15 protein-coding genes and 3 riboswitches are annotated in these 18,947 nt (G+C 72.4%); of the genes, 5 read left to right on the top strand and 10 right to left on the bottom strand.

Features of this window, described 5'->3' with window-relative positions; genetic code table 11:
• Positions 1 to 13 precede the first annotated feature (13 nt).
• Positions 14 to 829, bottom strand: a complete 816-nt coding sequence (locus FAF44_RS38745; RefSeq protein ID WP_237108350.1) for an NAD(P)H-binding protein — start codon at positions 827 to 829, stop codon at positions 14 to 16.
• An 88-nt stretch (positions 830 to 917) separates the two neighbouring features.
• Between FAF44_RS38745 and FAF44_RS38740 the strand changes: the two genes are divergently transcribed.
• Both FAF44_RS38740 and FAF44_RS38735 read left to right on the top strand, forming a co-directional pair.
• Complete coding sequence (locus FAF44_RS38740) at positions 918 to 1,484, top strand: TetR/AcrR family transcriptional regulator (protein WP_237108349.1); 567 nt, start codon at positions 918 to 920, stop codon at positions 1,482 to 1,484.
• 264 nt (positions 1,485 to 1,748) lie between these two features.
• Positions 1,749 to 3,380, top strand: a complete 1,632-nt coding sequence (locus FAF44_RS38735; protein WP_237108348.1) for a hypothetical protein — start codon at positions 1,749 to 1,751, stop codon at positions 3,378 to 3,380.
• 50 nt (positions 3,381 to 3,430) lie between these two features.
• Here the strand turns inward: FAF44_RS38735 and FAF44_RS38730 are convergent, their stop codons facing one another.
• The 8 genes from FAF44_RS38730 to FAF44_RS38695 form a co-directional block, all read right to left on the bottom strand.
• Positions 3,431 to 4,258 carry an alpha/beta fold hydrolase gene (locus FAF44_RS38730; RefSeq protein WP_237108347.1) on the bottom strand — a complete coding sequence of 276 codons (828 nt, stop codon included), beginning with the start codon at positions 4,256 to 4,258 and terminating at the stop codon, positions 3,431 to 3,433.
• 203 nt (positions 4,259 to 4,461) lie between these two features.
• Complete coding sequence (locus FAF44_RS38725; protein ID WP_237108346.1) at positions 4,462 to 5,457, bottom strand: ribonucleotide-diphosphate reductase subunit beta; 996 nt, start codon at positions 5,455 to 5,457, stop codon at positions 4,462 to 4,464.
• 29 nt (positions 5,458 to 5,486) lie between these two features.
• A complete protein-coding gene (locus FAF44_RS38720; RefSeq protein WP_237108345.1) occupies positions 5,487 to 7,880 on the bottom strand; it encodes a ribonucleoside-diphosphate reductase subunit alpha in 2,394 nt (797 codons plus the stop codon).
• 130 nt (positions 7,881 to 8,010) lie between these two features.
• Positions 8,011 to 8,219: riboswitch (cobalamin riboswitch) on the bottom strand.
• Positions 8,220 to 8,306: 87 nt separating this feature from the next.
• Complete coding sequence (locus tag FAF44_RS38715; RefSeq protein ID WP_237108344.1) at positions 8,307 to 9,083, bottom strand: (2Fe-2S)-binding protein; 777 nt, start codon at positions 9,081 to 9,083, stop codon at positions 8,307 to 8,309.
• Positions 9,084 to 9,097: 14 nt separating this feature from the next.
• Positions 9,098 to 9,862 (bottom strand): (2Fe-2S)-binding protein, encoded by a 765-nt coding sequence (locus FAF44_RS38710; protein WP_237108343.1) that lies wholly within the window; start codon positions 9,860 to 9,862, stop codon positions 9,098 to 9,100.
• A 46-nt stretch (positions 9,863 to 9,908) separates the two neighbouring features.
• On the bottom strand, positions 9,909 to 10,805 hold the full coding sequence (locus FAF44_RS38705; RefSeq protein ID WP_237108342.1) for an ABC transporter ATP-binding protein: 897 nt from the start codon (positions 10,803 to 10,805) through the stop codon (positions 9,909 to 9,911).
• On the bottom strand, positions 10,802 to 11,845 hold the full coding sequence (locus tag FAF44_RS38700; RefSeq protein WP_237108341.1) for an iron ABC transporter permease: 1,044 nt from the start codon (positions 11,843 to 11,845) through the stop codon (positions 10,802 to 10,804). The genes FAF44_RS38705 and FAF44_RS38700 overlap by 4 nt, the downstream gene beginning before the upstream one ends.
• A complete protein-coding gene (locus FAF44_RS38695; protein ID WP_237108340.1) occupies positions 11,842 to 12,816 on the bottom strand; it encodes an ABC transporter substrate-binding protein in 975 nt (324 codons plus the stop codon). Before FAF44_RS38695 ends, FAF44_RS38700 begins: the two co-directional genes overlap by 4 nt.
• Positions 12,817 to 12,948: 132 nt before the next feature.
• A riboswitch (cobalamin riboswitch) is annotated at positions 12,949 to 13,145 on the bottom strand.
• A gap of 37 nt (positions 13,146 to 13,182) precedes the next feature.
• A riboswitch (cobalamin riboswitch) is annotated at positions 13,183 to 13,311 on the top strand.
• A gap of 65 nt (positions 13,312 to 13,376) precedes the next feature.
• On the opposite strand from FAF44_RS38695, the gene FAF44_RS38690 reads away from it, so the two are divergent.
• On the top strand, positions 13,377 to 13,466 hold the full coding sequence (locus FAF44_RS38690) for a CbtB-domain containing protein (RefSeq protein ID WP_237108339.1): 90 nt from the start codon (positions 13,377 to 13,379) through the stop codon (positions 13,464 to 13,466).
• A gap of 9 nt (positions 13,467 to 13,475) precedes the next feature.
• On the top strand, positions 13,476 to 14,252 hold the full coding sequence (locus FAF44_RS38685) for a CbtA family protein (protein ID WP_237108338.1): 777 nt from the start codon (positions 13,476 to 13,478) through the stop codon (positions 14,250 to 14,252).
• A gap of 24 nt (positions 14,253 to 14,276) precedes the next feature.
• Here the strand turns inward: FAF44_RS38685 and FAF44_RS38680 are convergent, their stop codons facing one another.
• The gene (locus tag FAF44_RS38680) at positions 14,277 to 15,209 is read right to left on the bottom strand and encodes a helix-turn-helix domain-containing protein (protein WP_237108337.1); all 933 of its coding nucleotides are present in this window, start codon (positions 15,207 to 15,209) and stop codon (positions 14,277 to 14,279) included.
• Positions 15,210 to 15,389: 180 nt separating this feature from the next.
• Between FAF44_RS38680 and FAF44_RS38675 the strand changes: the two genes are divergently transcribed.
• Complete coding sequence (locus FAF44_RS38675; protein ID WP_237108336.1) at positions 15,390 to 18,932, top strand: S8 family serine peptidase; 3,543 nt, start codon at positions 15,390 to 15,392, stop codon at positions 18,930 to 18,932.
• The last annotated feature ends 15 nt before the right edge of the window (positions 18,933 to 18,947 follow it).

Below are 18,947 nucleotides of genomic sequence, written 5' to 3'. Positions count from 1 at the left end.
GGGGTGGTGGATGTCATTGGAAGGCCGCCGTGTTGCGGGCCGTCCAGTCGGCGAAGGTGCGGGGGGCGCGGCCGAGGAGGCGTTCGGCGTCGGGGCTGACGCGCCGCTCGGCGGTGGTGGGCGTGCCGAGGATGTCCAGGGTGCCGTCGGCGACCTGCTCCGGCATGAACCGCACCATCTGCGCCCGCGCCTCCTGCCGGCTCTGCTCGGTGAAGCTCACCTCCGCGCCCAGGGCAGCGCCGATCGTCGCGGCGCGTTCGCGCGGGGTGACCGCCTCCGGTCCGGTGAGCTCGTACGTACGCCCGGCGTGACCGTCCTGGCGCAGCACCAGGGCGGCGACCTCGGCGATGTCGGCCGGGTCGATGACCGGGAGGGCGACGTCGGCGAAGGGCGCGGCGGCCGTGCGGTGCTCGCGGATCGTCCCGGCCCATGCCATCGTGTTGGAGGCGAAGCCGCCCGGCCGCAGGATCGTCCAGTCCAGCCCCGATCCGCGCACGGCCTCTTCGAAGGCGACCGGATGCGCGTACGAGGCCGGCCGGGTCCCCGCGCCCTGCGAGGAGAGCAGCACCACGCGCCGGACCCCGCCCGCCACGGCCGCCTCCAGGACGGCGCGCGGCTCGTGCCCGGCGACGAGCAGGAACAACGCGTCGGCCCCGTCGAAGGCCGCCGTCAGGCTCGGCGGGTCGTCCAGGTCGGCGACCCGGTGCCGGACGCCTTCCGGCACCGGCGCGGGCCGCCGTGAGGCGGCGGTCACCCGCTCCCCCGCGGCATCCAGCAGCCGGACCACCTCGCTGCCGACGTTCCCGGTCGCTCCCGTGACGACGATCATGATTTCCTCCCGAACGGATTTAGTTAGTTGACTGACTTAGTTCCGGGACCATAGCGCTTACCGGGCGGAGCTGTCTATAGTTAGTCAGGTGACTGACTCAACTCGGGCGGGGAAGCGGGAACGGCTGGCCGGAGCCGCCGTGCGAGTGCTGCACGAGCAGGGGGCGGAGAAGACCACCCTCGCCGACATCGCCCGCGCGGCCGACGTGCCGGTGGGCAACGTCTACTACTACTTCAAGACCAAGGACCAGCTCATCGAGGCGGCCATCGAGGAGCACGGCCGCCACCTGGACTCCATGCTGGAGTCGTTCGAACGGCTCGGCACGCCGCACGACCGCCTCAAGGCGCTGATCAGGGGATGGACGGAGCAGCGCGACCTGACCGCCAGGCACGGCTGCCCGACCGGCACCCTCGCCGCCGAACTCGACAAGCGCGACGACGGGCTCGACCGCTCCCTCGCCAAGGTCATGGGACGGCTGCTCGACTGGATCGAGGGCCAGTTCGCCGCCACGGGACGAGAGGACGCCAGGGAACTGGCGGTCGCGCTGTTCGCCGCGTACCAGGGGGCCGCGCTGCTGACCAACACCTTCCGCGACCCCGCGCTCCTGGAGACGGAGGGCCGCCGCCTGGAGCGGTGGATCGACTCGCTCGCCTGACTTTCCCGCCCGGACACCAACCCGTTCCCCGCGTGACAGCACGACGAAGCGGCCATGAAGCCCGCCCGCCGTAGGGTCGGCCTCAGGGCCGGGACCGGCCTTCGCGTACGACGTCTTCCCCCGGGGGTCTCCCAGCGCGGGGGCGGGGAGACCCCACCGGCGGAAAACCCTTCGCTCACGCAAAGTCATCGCTCCTACACTGTGCATCACGACAGGCGCGGTACGGGCGGACGGCCCCGGTCGGGAGAGGCAGGCTCTGGCGCGATGAGCATGGAACTGCGAGGAGTTACGGACGTCGAGGCCCTCGAAGCCATCGAGGCGGAGCGCCGCCCCGGGCTCGATTCGGTGACCCGGCACGAAGAGCTGGTGTGGCTGCTGGCGGAGCAGTTCGTCCGGGCCGACGTGTCGCTGCGGGAGTTGCAGGCCCGCGCCGACAAGGCGGGCGGCACCCGGCTGCCCCGCGCCACCTGCGCCGACATGCTGGCGGGCCGGCGCTTCCCGAAGAAGGCGGTGATGGTGGCGTTCCTGCGGGGGTGCCGCGTCCCCGAGCATCGGCTTCCTGAGTGGGAGCACGCGTGGGAACGGGTGCGGGTCGCCCGGCTCGCGGCCCTGGCCGCCCAGGCTCAGGCCCAGGCGCAAGCCCAGATGAACGCCCTGGCCATGGCCTTCCCACCCCAGGCCGCACCGCCCTCGACGCACGACCAGGCACCGCCCCCGACGCACGACCGAACACCGGCCCCGACACACGACCAGGTACCGGCCCAGCCGGTGATCCCGGCACAGGGCCCCGCGCCGACCCAGCCGACCACCGCCCCACCGAACCAGGCACCAGCACCAGCACCCGTCATGCAGGCCGTCCCGGCACCAGCGCCGGCGGCCGTCACGCCCGCGACCACCTCGGCACCACCGCCGACCACCTCGGCCACGATCGCTCCGGCCACGGCCGCCGACCACGCCGGCATCGCCCCGGCCCAGCCGGACACCATCCCCGTGGCACCCCCACCACTCCCCCTCGCCGTGACGGCCCAGCCAGTGCCACCCGGCCCGGCAGCCCATCCCGAAGCGGTCAGCCCGACGGCCCAGCCGGAAGCGCCCACCTTGGCAGGCCAGCCGGTCCCCCCGAGCGCCGCCTCGGCACAGCCGGAGGCGGCCGGGGTGGTGGCGTGGCTGGCGACGCCGGCCGTGCTCGCGCGAACGGCCGGAGCTGTCGCGGACGGCCCGCAAGGCAGGAACCGGCACGGGGACGAGTACGGGAGCAGGTACCAGACCGGGAGTGAGGGAGACGGCGGGTGGGGCCGGTCGCGGAAGGCGTACGCGGTCGCCATCACCGCCTCGCTGGCCGCCGCCACCGCGCTCGGCGTGCTGGTCGGCGCGCGGATGCCGCGTCAGAGCCAGACCGGCGCCGAGCCGCCCGGCCGCGCCCTGGTGGACGACGGCCGCGCGTTCGGCCCCGGCGGTTCGAGCCGGTTCACCGTGACCGTCGATCCGGCCAACACCGGAGTGCGGCTGATCCGCCGCCTCGACGCCGGCATCGGCATGCAGCACGCCGCGATCACGGTCGACGGAGCACCCGCGGGCGCCTGGAGACCGCTGCCCATGCAGCACACGCACCGGTGGCAGGACCAGAGCGTGGACCTCCCGCCGTCGCTGAGCGCGGGCCGGACCTCGTTGACCGTGGTCAACACGTTCGTCTCGTCCGGCCAGGACTTCAACGAGTTCCGGTACGTCGTCAAGCAGCGGATCGACGGCGTCTGGTCGATCACCGGCACCCTCGACGTGGGCCCCCAGCACCTGGAGAGCGAGGCCGCCCACGACTACCGGATCACCGGGCCGCAGACGTTCGCCGGGGTGCAGGAGTTCTCCTACCCGCCCCACGCCTCGCCGGGCAGCGGGTAGGGGCGGCGCGGCCCCGTCCCGCATGCCCGGCCTTCGGCAGCGGCCGGCGGTCAGCCGCGCAGGAACTCCAGCAGGTCGGTGTTGAACTTCTCCTTGGAGCCGGGGACGAGCGCGATGCCGTGCGAGCCGCCCTGGTACACCTTGTACACACAGTTCGGGATGATCTTGGAGGACTTGTCGGCGGAGGCCGCGATCGGCACCACCTGGTCGTCGTCGCCGTGCACGATCAGCGTGGGGATGTCGAACTTGCGCAGGTCCTGCGTGAAGTCCGTGGCGGAGAAGGCGTCCACGCAGGCCACGCCCGCCTGGATGTTCTCGGACATGGCCATCAGCCAGAAGGCGTCCTTGTTGCCCTGCGTCACCTTGTTGCCCGGCCGGTTGGCGCCGAAGAAGCCGTTGGCGCTGTCGCGCCAGAACTGCGAGCGCTCGGCCAGGATGCCCGCCTTGATCTTGTCGAACACCTCCTTCGGGGTGCCCTCGGGGTTGTCGGCGGTCTTGAGCATGAGCGGCGGGACGGCGGACAGCAGCACCGCCTTGCTGATCCGGGAGGTGCCGTGCCGGCCGATGTAGCGGGCCAGTTCGCCGCCGCCCATCGAGTGCGCCACCAGCGTGACGTCACGCAGGTCGAGCTTGTTGATGAGGTCGTTGAGGTCGTCGGCGAAGGTGTCGAAGTCGTAGCCGTCCCAGGGCTGGTCGGAGCGGCCGTGGCCGCGCCGGTCGTGCGCGATGGCGCGGAAGCCCGCGTCCACGACGGCCTTCATCTGGTCGTGCCAGGCGTCGGCGTTCAGCGGCCAGCCGTGGATGAACAGGACCGGCGAGCCGCTGCCCCAGTCGTAGAAGAAGATCTTCGTGTTGTCGCGGGTGGTGATGTGAGGCATGGTGAGCCCTCCCCGATGTCGATGGACGTGCTGGATGGAACGCGTGGGCGCGCGGGCCTGGCCGTCCCGCCTCGACCGAGTCGGAGCGGGACGGCACGCGGGCGGTGGACGCATCACCCGCAGCAGGCACTACCGCAGTTCGTCGTCGGGTAAGGCCAAGGGCGGGTCTGGGGGCCTTTGCCCGGCCCGTCCCACCCTGCGGCTCAGAAGTCGGCGTCGAAGCTGACCGAGCCGGTCACCCCCACCTGGTACGCCGACACCCGCCGCTCGAAGAAGTTCGACAGCTCCTGGACGTCCTGCAACTCCATGAACGCGAACGGGTTCTTCGACCCGTAGAGCGGCTCGATGTCGAGCTGGGCCAGCCGCCGGTCGGCCACGTGCTCCAGGTAGGAGCGCATGTCCGCGATCGACAGGCCCGGCACGCCCTGCCCGAGCAGGTCCTCGGCGAACTGGGCCTCGCAGTCCACCGCCTCGGCCAGCATCTCCTTGACCTGGTTGGCCAGGTCCTCGTCAAAGAGGTCCGGCTCCTCCTGGCGCACCACGCCGACCACGTCGAAGGCGAAGGCCATGTGCATGGACTCGTCGCGGAAGACCCAGTTGGTGCCCGAGGCGAGCCCGTTCAGCAGGCCGCGCGAGCGCAGGAAGTAGACGTAGGCGAAGGCGCCGTAGAAGAACAGCCCTTCGATGCAGGCGGCGAAGCAGATCAGGTTGAGCAGGAAGGCGCGCCGCTCGTCGCGGGTCTCCAGCCGCCGCAGGTCGTCGATGGAGTCGATCCAGCGGAAGCAGAAGTCCGCCTTGCGGCGGATGGAGGGGATGTTCTCCACCGCGGCGAACGCCGCGAAGCGCTCCTGCTCGTCCGGGACGTACGTGTCGAGCAGGTTCAGGTAGAACTGCACGTGCACGGCTTCCTCGAAGAGCTGCCGCGACAGGTACAGGCGCGCCTCGGGGGCGTTGACGTGCTGGTAGAGGTTGAGCACGAGGTTGTTGGCGACGATCGTGTCGCCGGTGGCGAAGAAGGCGACCAGGCGGCCGACCAGGTGACGTTCGGCGTCCGACAGCTTGGCCAGGTCCTTGAGGTCGGAGTGCAGGTCCACCTCCTCGACGGTCCAGGTGTTCTTGATCGCGTCGCGGTAGCGGTCGAAGAAGAGCGGGTAGCGCATGGGGCGCAGGGTCAGGCTCATGCCGGGGTCGAGCAACATCAGGTTCTCCTCGGAAATCTCGGGCGCGCTCACTGGCAGGCCTCGCAGGACTCGGGGTTCTCCAGCGAGCAGGCGAGGGCTTCCTCGGACTGGTTCGCGAGGGGGACGGTGGCCTGCTGGATGCGGGTGGCCGGGCGGGAGCGCAGGTAGTAGGTGGTCTTCAGGCCGGACTTCCAGGCGTACAGGTACATCGAGGAGAGCTTGTCGATCGTCGGGGCGCTCATGAAGAGGTTGAGCGACTGGCTCTGGTCGATGTACGGCGAGCGGGCGGCGGCCATGTCGATCAGCGCGCGCTGCGGCAGTTCCCAGGCGGTGCGGAACAGCCGGCGCACGTCCTCGGGCAGTTCGGCGATGCCCTGCACCGAGCCCTCCGCCTGCCTGATGGCGGCCCTGACCCGCTCGGTCCACAGCCCGCGCGCCTTCAGCTCGGCCACCAGCGCGTTGTTGACCTGGAGGAACTCGCCGCTGAGGGTCTCGCGCTTGAAGAGGTTGGACACCTGCGGCTCGATGCACTCGTACGCGCCGGCGATCGAGGCGATGGTGGCGGTGGGCGCGATCGCGACCAGCAGCGAGTTGCGCAGGCCGTGGGCGGCGATCCGCTCGCGCACCGCGTCCCAGCGCTCGGTCTGGGTGCCGCTCACGTCCCACAGATCGTGCTGGAGCCTGCCGCGGGCCGCCCACGTCTGGTCGTAGGCGGGGTGGGCGCCGGAGCGTTCGGCGAGGGCGGCGGAGGTCTCCAGCGCCGACAGGTAGATCTCCTCGGCGATGCGGGTGGACAGCTCCTTGGCCTCGGGCGAGTCGAACGGCAGGCGCAGCGCGAAGAACACGTCCTGCAGGCCCATCACGCCCAGCCCGACCGGCCGCCAGCGCGGGTTGCTGGCCGCCGCCTGCTCGCTCGGGTAGTAGTTGATGTCGATCACGCGGTCCAGGAACGTGACGGCGGTGCGCACGGTGGCCCGCAGCCGCTCCCAGTCGATGCCGCCGCCGGCCACGTGGGCGGCGAGGTTGACCGAGCCGAGGTTGCAGACGGCGGTCTCGGCGTCGCCGGACACCTCGATGATCTCGGTGCACAGGTTGGACAGGTGCACCACGTTGCCGGGTTCGGCGGCCTGGTTGCACAGCCGGTTGGCGGCGTCCTTGAACGTCATCCAGCCGTTGCCGGTCTGGGCGAGGGTGCGCATCATCCTGGCGTACAGGTCGCGGGCTCTGACCTGCCGGGTGTGCCGTCCGGCCCGCTCGGCGGCGCGGTACGCCGCGTCGAACGCCTCGCCCCACAGGTCGGGCAGTTCCGGGACCTCGTCGGGGTCGAACAGCGACCACATGCCGTCCGCCTCGACGCGGCGCATGAACTCGTCGGGGATCCAGTTGGCCAGGTTGAGGTTGTGGGTGCGGCGGGCGTCCTCGCCGGTGTTGTCGCGCAGTTCGAGGAACTCCTCGACGTCCGGGTGCCAGGGCTCCAGGTAGACGCAGGCGGCGCCCTTGCGCCGGCCGCCCTGGTTGACGGCGGCCACGGAGGCGTCGAGGGTGCGCAGCCACGGGACGATGCCGTTGGAGTGGCCGTTGGTGCCGCGGATCAGCGCGCCGCGCGAGCGCACCCGCGACCAGGAGATGCCGATCCCCCCGGCGAACTTGGAGAGCTGGGCCACCTGGGCATAGCGCTCGTAGATGGAGCCGATCTCGTCGCGGGGCGAGTCGACCAGGTAGCAGGAGGACATCTGGGTGTGCCGGGTGCCGGAGTTGAACAGCGTCGGCGAGCTCGGCAGGTAGGCCAGCGACGACATCAGCCGGTAGAACCCGATGGCCTCGGCGGGCGTCTCGGCCAGCCCGCACGCCACCCGCAGCAGCCAGTACTGCGGCGTCTCCACCACCAGCCGGGTGGACGGGTGCCGCAGCAGGTAGCGGTCGTAGACGGTACGCAGCCCGAAGTACTCGAACCGCAGGTCCGCGGCGGCGTCGACGGCGTCGTCCAGCTTGCGGGCGTTGGCCCGGACGAAGTCGGCGGTCTCGTCGCCGACGAGCCCCTCGGCGTGGCCCAGCCGGATCGCCTGGCTGAAGGAGGCCACGCCCTGGCCGCGGACCTCCTTGTCGATGTAGCCCGCCAGCAGCCGCGCGGCCAGGCGCGAGTACTGCGGCTCCTCGCCGATCATCTCGGCGGCGGTCTGGATCGACAGGCGGTCCAGCTCGGCGGTGGTGGCGCCGTCGTACAGGCCGTTGATCGTCTTGGTGGCCACCCGCATCGGGTCGATGTCGGTCAGGTCGTCCGCCCAGCGCCCCACCGCCCGGACGATCTTGTTGACGTCGACCGGCTCGGCCGTGCCGTTGCGCTTGCGCACCCGCATCCGGACGCGCCGCGGCTCCTGCCCTCCGCCGTCCGCCGGCGTCGTCCCGGCCAGGTCTGTGGCCGGTTCCCCGATGACCGTCACTGCGCTCTCCCCTCGTGAACTCGGTCAGGTTCCGAGAGCACGCGCAGGAGGCTCCGGCGGGGACCGCACAGCCCTCGCGCCCGGTGCCGTCGGCCGTCCCGCGCGGCCTCGGAGCAGCCGCACACGCATGATCGTGTACGGCGCGGCCGGCAGGTCTTCGGACTCGTGGGCGTCGAGCTCTGTTCGCCTAATGGCCGTCGCTTCCCAGGCCCTTGGCCCAGTGCGCCTGACGGCGGTCGTTCCCACTTACCGCTGCGGGGCAGTCCCGGATTCCCACCGGGTTCCCTCTTGCCTCGGCCACCCTGGAGGGGCGACCGAACCGGCTGCAGGGGACACCATATATAGGGCCGATCGAAAAGTCACACCCAACATCTCGTGTTGAGAGCGGTGTCGCGCCCCTCGCGTCCGGCTCCCCGGCGGCGGCGCTCAGGCGACGCCGCCGCTCTCCTCCGTGGCCCGCGCCCACTGCTCGCGGCGCTCCCGGCCGGACAGCAGGGCGCAGTCGCCGCACTTGCCGCCGCCGGGCACCCGGTAGAACAGGCAGCAACTGCGCCGGACGAAGAACGGCCGGCCGGGGACGGGCTCGGCGAGTTCGCCGGTCCCGCGCAACCGGCCGATCGCCAGCAGCTCGCGGCCCAGCGTCACGGCCGCATCGGCCGCGCCCGGACGTGCCCGCGCCACGGCCTGGACGGCTCCGGCCAGGGCCGAGGCGGCGTTGCCCCACAGCAGGCCGGGCGCAAGCTCGACGAGACCGGCGACGGTCGTGGCGAGCGGTTCGAGCTGCTCGGTGACCACTTGGCGGTGGAGGAACGCGGCGGCCTGACCGGGCGCGCGCACGTGCTCGCCCGTCAGGCGGGCGGCGCGCAGCGGCAGGGGGCCGCTGGGAGCGGGCAGCCAGCGCAGTTCCCGCGGCCCGAGGTCGGCCAGCAGGCCGTGGACGGCGGCCAGGCCGACGGGCGGGGACCACAGGCGGGCGGCCAGGCCCTGGAACATGATGGAGGCGGCGACCCTGCGCTCCCGGGTGCCGAGCGCGCGGGCCACCTCGTCGATCTTCGCCGCCAGCGTGCTCCGGCCGGTGAGCAGGTCCTGGAGCGGACGCCAGCCGGCATCGGCCGGCTCCCCCTGAGCCAGCTCGAAATAGCCGCCGATGGCGCCGACGTCGGCGACGGCCGGCGCGATCTCATCAGGCGGGCGCGGCGCCATCGTCACCTCCCCCGTCAGGCACGGTGATCCACGTCCAGGGTAGCGACGGTCGGTGACGGCTCCGGGCGTCCCGGCCGGGATGCCCGGCCGAACCAGCAGTCGCCGCACCGCGCAGCGCCGGGAACCCGGTGGTACAGGCAGCAGGTTCTGCGCCGAAAGGTCAGGCCGGGGCCGGTGAAGTCGCCCCGGCCGCGGAGGTCGCCGAGGCCGAGCAGCCGCCGCGCGAGCCCGGAGACGGGGACGCGCAGGCCGGGACGCGCCCCGGCCAGGTCCCGGGCGGCCTCGGCCAGCGCGGAGGCGGCGTTGCCGTGCAGCAGCCCGGGGGCGACCTTGACCCGCAGGCCGGCGGCCAGCGGCGCGAGGTGCTCGGCCATGACCGTGCGGTACAGGAGCGGCGCGAGGTCGTCGAGGCCGGGCGCGACCAGGCCGCGCGGCTCGGGCAGCCGCAGCGCGCCGCCCCCGCTCTCCTGGTGCAGGTCACCGAGGTCCGGGACGACGCCGTGGGCGGCGGCGCAACCGAGCACGAGCGCCCACAGGCGGGCGGCGTGCCCGAGTTGCACGATGGAGGCGGCGATGCGCGGCTCGCTCGTCCCGTAGCGGGCGGCGCGGGCTGCCACCAGGTGCGCCATGCCGTCGGCGTAGGCGTGGGCGACGGGACGCCAGCGGCCGTCCGCCGCGCCGACGGTGACCGCGAAGAACGGCCCGACGCCGGCGATGCCGGCGATGCCGGCCAGGGCTTCGGCGACGGACGCGGGCGCAGCGACCCGCAACCCGCTCACGAGCCGGCCCTCCCGCCGGGGCCGGGCGGAGCGGCCCGTGATTCGCTCATGGCGCGCTTCTCCCGCCGGGACCGCTCGGGCCGAGCGGATCGTGGCTCGCGGCGGTTCGCCCGCCAGGGCCGGGCGGGCGGAGTGGATCGTGGCTCGCGCGTGCGGCGGTTCGCCCGGCGGGGCCGGGCAGCACGCTGAGCTGCGGCAGCCCCGTGCGCGGGTGGACGGTCAGCTCGGCGTCCACCTGGTAGACCTCGGCGAGCAGGGCCGGGGTGAGCACCTGGGCGGGCGGGCCGTCGGCGACGACGCGGCCGGCGTCCATGACGCAGATCCGGTCGCAGAAGGCGGCGGCGAGGTTGAGGTCGTGCAGGGCGATCACGGCGGTCACGCCCAGCTCCCGGACCAGCCGCAGCGCGTCGAGCTGGTGGCGCAGGTCGAGGTGGTTGGTCGGCTCGTCGAGCACCAGCGTGCCGGTGCGCTGCGCCAGGGCGCGGGCGATCAGCACGCGCTGTTTCTCCCCTCCCGACAGCCGGTCGAACGGCGCCCGCGCCAGCGCGCTGACGCCGAGGGCCTCCAGCGCGGCCATGATGATCTCCCGGTCGCCGGCGTCGTCGCCCTGGAAGGCCCGTTTGTACGGGCTGCGGCCCATGGCCGCGACCTCGTACACGGTGAGCTCGAAGTCTCCCGGCGGCTCCTGCGGGACGGCCGCCAGCCGGCGCGCGAGCCGCCTGCCGCCCATCCGCCAGACGTCCTCGCCGTCCAGCAGCACCCGGCCGGACGTGGGGCGGCGGGCTCGGTAGAGGGTGCGCAGCAGCGTCGACTTGCCGGCGCCGTTCGGGCCGGCCAGCGCCACGACCTCACCGGGCGAGACACGCAGCCGGGCGTCGAGCACCAGGTCGCGGCCAGCCGCGACCACCCGCACGTCCTCGATCAGCAGCTCTGCGGGGGTCATCGGGCCGCCTTGCGCCGCATCAGCCACAGGAAGAACGGCCCGCCGACGAGCGCGGTCAGGATGCCGACCGGGATCTCCTCGGGCGCGATCAGGGTCCGGGCGGCCAGGTCGGCCGTGATGAGGAAGGCCGCGCCGAGCAGCGCCGCGGCCGGGAGCGCCCGGCGGTGGTCGGCCCCGGCCAGCAGCCGCACGACGTGCGGCAGCATCAGCCCGACGAACCCGATGGCGCCGCTCACCGCGACGACCGCGCCGATCACCAGGGCGACGAGCACGAACAGCCAGGCGCGGAACCGGTGCACGTTCAGCCCCATGGAGGCGGCGGCCTCCTCCCCCGCCAGCAGCAGGTTCAGCGGCCGGGAGACGCCGAGCAGCGCCACCGTGCCGAGCAGCACGGCCGCCGCCGGGATCGGCACCAGGTCCCAGGTGGTGCCGCCGAAGCCGCCCAGCATCCAGCGCATCGCCGACTCGGCCTTGCGCGGGTCGCCGGAGGTGACGATGAGGTAGCCGGCGATCGCCGAGAGCACCTCGGCGGTCGCCACCCCGGCCAGGACCAGCCGGACGGTGGTCATCCGCCCGCCGGAGCGGGCCAGGGAGTAGACCAGGCACAGCGCCGCCAGCGCCCCGGCGAAGGCGGCCAGCGGCAGCGAGAACGCGCCGAACAGCGAGACGTTCAGCACCAGGACGAGCACGGCCCCCACACTCGCCCCCGACGAGACGCCCAGCAGCATCGGATCGGCCAGCGGGTTGCGCACCAGCGCCTGCAACGCCATCCCGCACACCGACAGCCCGGCCCCGGCGACGCCGCACAGCAGCACGCGCGGCGCCCGCACGTCCATCACGATCGTCTCCCTCACCCGCGGCCAGGTCGGCTCCACCAGCGCGGGCACGACGCGGTGCGCCACGATCCCCCACACGTCGCCGGCCGCCAGCGCGACGGAACCGGCCCCGATCCCGGCCGTCGCCGCCGCGCCGAGCGCCGCCGCGAGCAGGGTCAGCACCACCGGGTACGGCAGGCGCGCGCCCGGCGTCCTGGCGCTCACTTGAAGCTGTCCGGGTGCAACTGCCGGGCCAGCGACGCGACCGCCTCCGGCACCCGCACGCCGAGCACCGTGGACGACAGCGGCAGCACCGCGAAGCGCTCGTCCCTGATGGCGGGCACGTCCTTGAGCGCGGGGTTGGCCAGCAGGAACCGCTTCTTGTCCGCCACGCTCTGGTCGCCGTAGTCGTAGATGACGATCGCCTCGGGGGCGCGGTCGGCCACCTGCTCGAAGGAGACGTCGCCGTACGCCTTGTCCAGGTCGGCGAAGAGGTTCACGCCGCCCGCCCGGGTGATCATGTCGTTGCCGATCCCGTTGCCGCCGGCGGTGAAGGCGGCCTTGTCGCCGCTGTCGTAGACGAACACCTTGACCGGCGTGGCCGCGCCGATCTTCGTCCTGACGTCCGCCAGCACGCCGCGCGCCTGCGTGACGAGCCGCTCGGCGCGCTCGGCCGCGCCGAAGATCCGGCCGATCGTGCGCAGTTCCCGCTCCAGCAGGTCCATGGTCACCGGGCCGGTGGCGCAGTCCTCCTGGTTGAGGAAGGAGCCGATGCCGGCCTCGGCCAGGGCGTCGCGGCTGCGGCCCTGCTCGAAGGCGCTGCCCCAGCCGCCGTAGACGAAGTCCGGTTCGGCCGCCAGCAGCGCCTCGTAGGACGGGTACTCCCCGGCGAGCACCTTGACGCCCCGGTAGGCCGCCTCGTACTGCGGGGAGATGCGGTCGTCGAGGTAGGCGGTGCCGGCCATCGACCGCTCCAGGCCCAGTGCCAGCATGATCTCGGTCACGTGCTGGTTCATCGTGACGGCCCGCCGGGGCGGCCGCTCGTACGTGGTGGTCACCCCGCAGTTCGTCACCGTCACCGGGAAACCCGCGGCGGCGGAAGCGGCGGGCGGCGCGGGCGGGCCGGCGTTCGCGCCGCAGCCGGCGAGCAGCGCCAAGGCCAGGGCCAGGAGGGGGTACGGGCGTCGTCTCATCATCGGCGGGGCCTTTCCTGACCGGCGCGGCAGGGCGGGATCGCCGGAGAACGCCCGAACGCCGGGCGACAGGAGAGAGCGCACACCGGCACATCCGGCATGACGTCCACCGTCCTCTCTTGGGGAGATCCGCCCCAATTTCTTCGAGGAGGCGACCGCGTGAGTCTCCTGGCTCTCGGGTCGACGCTCACCCCGGCCTTCCCGCCCGAAAGGGGGCAGTGGCCTTCGTCGGGGATCGCTCACCGATCACAGTGGCGGGACCGCGCCGGATTCACACCGGCTTCCTCGTTCCGCCGTCGCCTTCGTCCGGCATCGTCTCATATGCGGATCTTCAGGCAAGAGGCACGGGGCGCATTGACGCGTACGACGGGAAAGGGATACGTTCCGGGAGATTTCACGGTTGTCCAAGGGAAATCCGGTGAGATGCCGGTGCGGACGCGCCACTGTATCCGGGGCTGAGACCCCGGGAGCCAGGTCGCTTGGGCCGTCGTGACCTCGCTACATGGGACGCGTCACCCTGAGGAGGCCTGACATGAGTGGACTGTCCACTCCATCGACCCCTCATGGACAACGGCGCCGTCTCCCAGACGGGCACACTCCTGCACGAGCTGATGCACGACGGGCGCCACCTGCTCGGCGTGCCCTGCCACTGAGGGGCCGAGATGATTCGCACCTTGCTGGTCAGGGGCCTGCTCGCGGGCCTGCTGGCCGGACTCGTCGCGGGCGGCTTCGCCTTCGTCCTCGGTGAGCCGCGGGTGGACGACGCCATCGCCCTGGAGGAGGCCGCCGCCCGGGCCGCGCCGCCGGAGCACGCCGGAGAGCACGCCGGGGAGGAGGCCGGGCACAGCCACGGTGACGAGGCCGCGGTCAGCAGACCGGTGCAGAAGGCGGGGCTCTTCCTGGCCACCGGCCTGTACGGGCTCGCCATCGGCGGCGTCTTCGCGCTCGTGTTCGCGGGCCTGCGCGGGCGGGTCGGGCCACGGTCCGACGGGCCGCTCGCCCTGGCCGCGGCCGGGACGGCGTTCGCCGCCGTCATTCTCGTACCGTTCATGAAATATCCGGCCAATCCGCCGGCGGTGGGCGACCCCGAGACCATCGACGGCCGCACCCTGCTCTACGTGGTGATGATCCTGGTCGGCCTGGCCGCGACCGCCGTCGCGGTGGCGACCGCCCGCCGCGTCACCGGGAGCCCCTGGGCTCGCTGGGTGTCGGCGGTGGCCGCCTTCCTGGTGCCGGTGCTGGCCGCCTGGTGGTTGCTGCCGGCGATCGACGAGGTGCCCGACGGCTTCCCGGCGACCCTGCTGTGGCAGTTCAGGCTGGCCTCGATCGGCACGCAGCTCGTCTTCTGGACGGCGTTCGGCGTGCTGTTCGGCTGGGTGAGCGACCGGGCGGCCCGTCGTGCGGCGGCATCCGCCCCGGTCACCGCCGCACCGGCCTGAACCGGCCGCGCGCTCACGGCGGCGTCAGAGCCAGTCCCGCTTGGCCGCGTGCCAGATGAGCTGGAGCCGGGTCTCCACACCGGCCAGGCGGACGAGCTGGCTGACCCGCCGCTGCACCGTGCGGTGGCTGAGGCCGAACTGCTTGCCGATCGCCAGGTCGGTGTACCCGGCGATGATGAGCGACAACAGCCGCTGGTCGTCGGGGCTGAGCGTGGTCTCGCTCGCCGGGAAGGGCACCGCGCCCGCCCACACGGTCTCGAAGACCCAGTTGAGCACGTCCAGCAGGGCGCCCGAGGTGATCACCAGCGCGGCCGGTTCGGTGCTGGACGACATCGAGGGGATGAACGCCGCGCGCTCGTCGAGGATCATCAGCTTGGTGGGGACGTCCGGCGCGATCCGCATCAGCTCGCCGTTGGCCGCCGACCAGGCGAGCTGGAACGGGTCGCCCGGCGCGTCGATCAGCACCCGCTCGTAGACGGTCCGGTAGACGACGCCGGCGGCCATCGCCTCGAACTGGGCCTGGTTCTCGGCCGAGAGCACGATCGGCTGCTTGACCAGGGTCTTGACCTCGCGCTGCGCCGTACGCTGCAGCTCCTGCCAGCGGGCCAGGACCTCGGCGGCCCCGACCACGACCTCGACCGCCTCGTGCGCGTCCCGCAGGGCGGCGCGCTCGCGGTACTCCTCCATGAGGGCGGCGACGAACGTCTGCGCCCGCTGCATCTCCCCGTGCCGGCGCAGCAGCCCCGGCCCGAAGGCGATGTCCGGCCGCACCGCGAGCAACCGGTCGCCGGCCCGCCGGACGTAGCCCCGCTCGACCAGGCGGGCGAGCGCCGCGGTGAGTTCGCCCGCCGGGCGGCCGAGCCGTTCGGCCAGCTCGCCCACGTCGCTCGCGGGCAGCCGGAGCAGGGCTAGATAGGCGTCTTCCTCCAGGTCGTCAAGGCCGAAGGTACCTAACAAACGAACCTCCCTTTTCCCGGGGACACTCGCGGAACGATATGCCTGACGTATTGCCGTCGTGTCGCCGATACGTCACGACAATGCCGTTGATCCACCACCTGACTTGGCTGACTATCGCTGTCAGATGATCTATCACCCCATGTTGATCATCGAATTCCCGAGCCCCCTCGAAGGAGCATTGTGGAGCACAGCACCAGGCGGTGGCGCAGCACCATCGCCGCCCTGCTCGCGGCCGTGACCTTACCCCTGGTCACGACCCTGGCCGCCGGACCGGCCCTGGCCCTCGACGACCCGCCCGAGGCCGTGGCGGCGAAGACGGAGGCCGAAGTCCTCGACCAACTCGACAAGGACGACAAGGCCGTCTACTGGGTCAGGCTGAAGGACCAGGCCAACCTCATCTCGGCCGAGCAGGCCACCGGCAAGGTCGCCAAGGCCACCGCCGTGTTCGAGGCCAAGACGGAGACGGCCGAGCGCTCGCAGCGCAACCTGCTCGCGCTGCTCGACCAGGCGCAGGTGGAGTACGCGCCGTACTGGATCGTCAACATGGTCAAGGTCATCGGCGACACCGCGACGCTGGAGCGGATCGCCGAACTGCCCGAGGTCGCCGCCATCGAGGCCGACGACGCGGTGCTGCTCGACGACCCCGAGCCGGGCGAGGACGAGCCCTCGGTCAACGCCGTCGAGTGGAACATCGCGGCCGTCAACGCGCCCCAGGTGTGGGACGAGCTGGGCGTCCGGGGCGAGGGCGTGGTCGTGGCCAACCTCGACACCGGCGTCGACTACACCCACCCGGCGGTCAAGTCGAAGTACCGGGGCCTGAACGCGGACGGCTCCTACAGCCACGCGTACAACTTCTTCGACCCCACCGGTTCGTGCACGGGCGGCGTCCCGTGTGACAACAACAGCCACGGCACCCACACCATGGGCACCATGGTCGGCGAGGACGGCGCCGAGGTGATCGGCGTGGCGCCCGGCGCGAAGTGGATCGCGGCCAAGGGCTGCGCCGGCACCAGTTGCGCCCGCGAGCACCTGCTGGCCGCCGGCCAGTGGATCGCCGCGCCCACCGACGCGGACGGGCAGAACCCGCGCCCCGACCTCGTCCCCGACGTGGTGAACAACTCCTGGGGCGCGAACGCCGTGGACCTCTGGTACACGCAGATCGTCGACTCGTGGATCGCCGCCGGGATCTTCCCGTCCTTCTCCATCGGCAACGCGGGGCCTTCCTGCGGCACCGCGGGAAGCCCCGGCGTCTACCTGCAGAGTTACGCGAGCGGCGGCTTTGACAGCGCTGGCAACGTCTACACCAACGGCTCGCGCGGGCCCGGCATCGACGGCGACATCAAGCCGGACGTCTCCGCCCCGGCGGTGAACGTGCGCTCCAGCCTGCCGGGCGGCGGCTACGGCACCAAGACCGGCACCTCCATGGCGGCCCCGCACACCTCCGCCACCGTGGCGCTGCTGTGGTCCTACTCGCCCGCGCTGCGCGGCGACCTGGCCGCGACGCGAGCGCTGCTCGACCAGACCGCACGCGACACCGACAACGTCACCTGCGGCGGCACGGCCGCCGACAACAACGTCTTCGGTCAGGGCAAGCTCGACGCCTACGCGGCCGTCTCCCAGGCGCCGCACGGCCCGACCGGGATCCTGTCCGGCACGATCACCTCGGGCGGCGAGCCGCTGGCCGGCGCGAGCCTGACCGTCGAGGGCCCGATCAAGCGCACGGTCGCCTCCGGCGCCGACGGCTCCTACGAGGTCAAGAACCTGTCCGTCGGCGACTACACGATCACGATCACCAAGTTCGGCTACGAGAAGGCGACGGCGAGCGCGACCGTCCTGCAGGACCAGACGGTCACCAAGGACGCCGCGCTGACGGCCGCCGCCAACGGCAAGGTGAGCGGCACCGTCAGGAGCCGGGCCGGGACGGCGTCCGGCGCGGCCGTCACGGTGCCGGGCACCCCGGTCACCGCGACCACCGACGACAAGGGCGCCTACACCCTGACCCTGCCGGTGGGCGACTACGAGTTGCGGGCCGCCTCGCCCGACAACTGCGCCTCGGACGCGGCCAAGCCGATCTCGGTCACCGGCGACCTCACCGCCGACGTCGACCTGCCCGACCGGATCGACTCCTACGGCTACACCTGCGCGGCGGGCGAGGAGCCCTGGGTGGCGGGCACCGACCAGGTCACGCTGACCGGCGACAGCACCACCGCCACCTTCACCCTGCCGTTCACCTTCAACCTGTACGGGACGCCGTACACGTCCGGGCGGATCGGCGTGAACGGCGGCGTCGTCTTCAACGGCACCTCGCTGTCCAACAGCAACGTCGCCATCCCCGCCACCGCGGTGCCCAACGCCGCACTCTACGCCCTGTGGGACGACCTCTACCTCGACGAGGACGCGGCGATCTACACCGGGGTCACCGGCGTCAGCCCGCACCGGACGTTCGTGGTGGAGTACCGCGACGTGGCCTTCTACACCCCCCGCACGGCCCGGCTCTCCTTCGAGATCCTGATCGGCGAGGACGGCTCGATCGGCTACCGCTACAAGGACGTCGACACCGCCACCCCCCGCGAGACCGGCGCGGAGGCCACGATCGGCATCGAGAACCACACCGGCACCGTCGCCTTCCAGTACTCGCTGAACAAGGCCGCCCTGTCCGAGGGGCTCAGCATCGACTTCAAGCCCACCAAGACCGGCATCCTGTACGGCACGGTCACCGACGCCAACGACGGCGAGGCGGTCGCGGGCGCCACGGTGAGCGTGAAGTCCGGCGAGACGGTCGTCGGCACCGCCACCACCGCCGCCGACGGCACCTACTCCGCCCAGTACCCGGCCGGCGAGTACCAGGTCGAACTGGCGGCGCAGCAGTACGAGAGCGCCGCCAGGACGGTCACCCTGGAGGGCGCGGGAGTGGGCGAGGTCTCGGCCGCGCTGCGCACCGGCGCGGTGGCGGCCTCGCTGGACGGCCTGGAGGCGGTCGTCCCCGTCGCGCAGACCAGGACCAGGACGCTGAAGCTGAGCAACACCGGCCTGGACACCGGCTACAGCGTCACGGGCACCACCCCGTGGCTCACCGTCAGCCCGGCCACCGGCAGCCTGCCCACCGGCGGCACCGCCACGCTGAGCTTCGGGATCGACACCTCCGCCGCCGAGCGGGGCACGGTCCTGCAGACGACGCTGGTGGTCGCCTCGCAGAGCGGCAGGACGCCGGCGATCAGCATCCCGGTCAAGGTCGTCGTCCCGGCCTACCAGGCCGCCATCGACACGGCCTCGAACAGCCCCAGCGTGGACGCCGACGGCGACACCTGGTACCAGGACCGCGCCTACACCACGACCGGCGGGGTGGGCTACCTCGGCAACGCCTCCACCAGGTCCACCGGCCGGACCATCGCGGGCACCGACAACCAGACGGCGTACCGCACCAACCGGCAGGGCATGTACGAGTACCGCTTCGACAACGTGCCGAACGGCACCTACACCGTCGAGCTGGGCTTCGCCGAGGTCGAGTCGATCAAGGAGAACAAGCGGGTCTTCGACGTCCTGGTCGAGGACGTCGAGGTGCTGCCCAACCTCGACATCGTGCTCAAGGTGGGCACGTACGCCGCGCACACGCGGACCTTCACCACCGAGGTGACCGACGGCCAGCTCAACGTGCGCTTCGTCGCGAGCGCGGGCAAGCCGGTGGTCAACGCGATCAGGGTCACCGAGCGTTCCGACAAGTGATCACCGCTCGGTGAC

The organism is Nonomuraea sp. MG754425 (genome assembly GCF_021699195.1).
Classification (GTDB): Bacteria; Actinomycetota; Actinomycetes; order Streptosporangiales; family Streptosporangiaceae; genus Nonomuraea.
This window is presented reverse-complemented; position numbering and strand designations above follow the sequence as displayed.